Origin of the sequence: Massilia sp. LMS1-1-1.1 (assembly GCF_040815535.1) — a bacterium.
Taxonomy (GTDB): domain Bacteria; phylum Pseudomonadota; class Gammaproteobacteria; order Burkholderiales; family Burkholderiaceae_D; genus Janthinobacterium; species Janthinobacterium aestuarii.
Genome location: NZ_JBFPNG010000016.1, coordinates 1 through 618 on the forward strand (window position 1 = coordinate 1; position 618 = coordinate 618).

The window sequence follows — 618 nt, forward strand, 5'->3', positions numbered from 1 at the left end:
GGCTAAAACAGTCAGGATGTTGGCTTAGAAGCAGCCATCATTTAAAGAAAGCGTAATAGCTCACTGATCGAGTCGTCCTGCGCGGAAGATGTAACGGGGCTAAGCCAGTCACCGAAGCTGCGGATATGCGTAAGCATATGGTAGGAGAGCGTTCTGTAAGCCTGCGAAGGTGTCTTGTAAAGGATGCTGGAGGTATCAGAAGTGCGAATGCTGACATGAGTAGCGATAATGGGGGTGAAAAGCCTCCACGCCGTAAGCCCAAGGTTTCCTGTTCAACGTTCATCGGAGCAGGGTGAGTCGGCCCCTAAGGCGAGGCAGAGATGCGTAGCTGATGGGAAGCAGGTTAATATTCCTGCACCGTCGTATGATGCGATGGGGGGACGGATCGCGGAAGGTTGTCTGACTGTTGGAATAGTCAGTTTCTGTCTCATAGAAGGCGCTTAGGCAAATCCGGGCGCGCAATTCAAGGGGATGGGACGAGTGCACTTGTGCACGAAGCAATCGGAAGTGGTTCCAAGAAAAGCCTCTAAGCTTCAGTCATACGAGACCGTACCGCAAACCGACACAGGTGGGCGAGATGAGTATTCTAAGGCGCTTGAGAGAACTCGGGAGAAGGAA

1 rRNA gene is annotated in these 618 nt (G+C 52.3%); it reads left to right on the top strand.

The features are described from left to right. Nucleotides 1-618: ribosomal RNA gene (locus tag MRBLMS1_RS14945) — 23S ribosomal RNA — on the top strand; the annotation flags it as partial.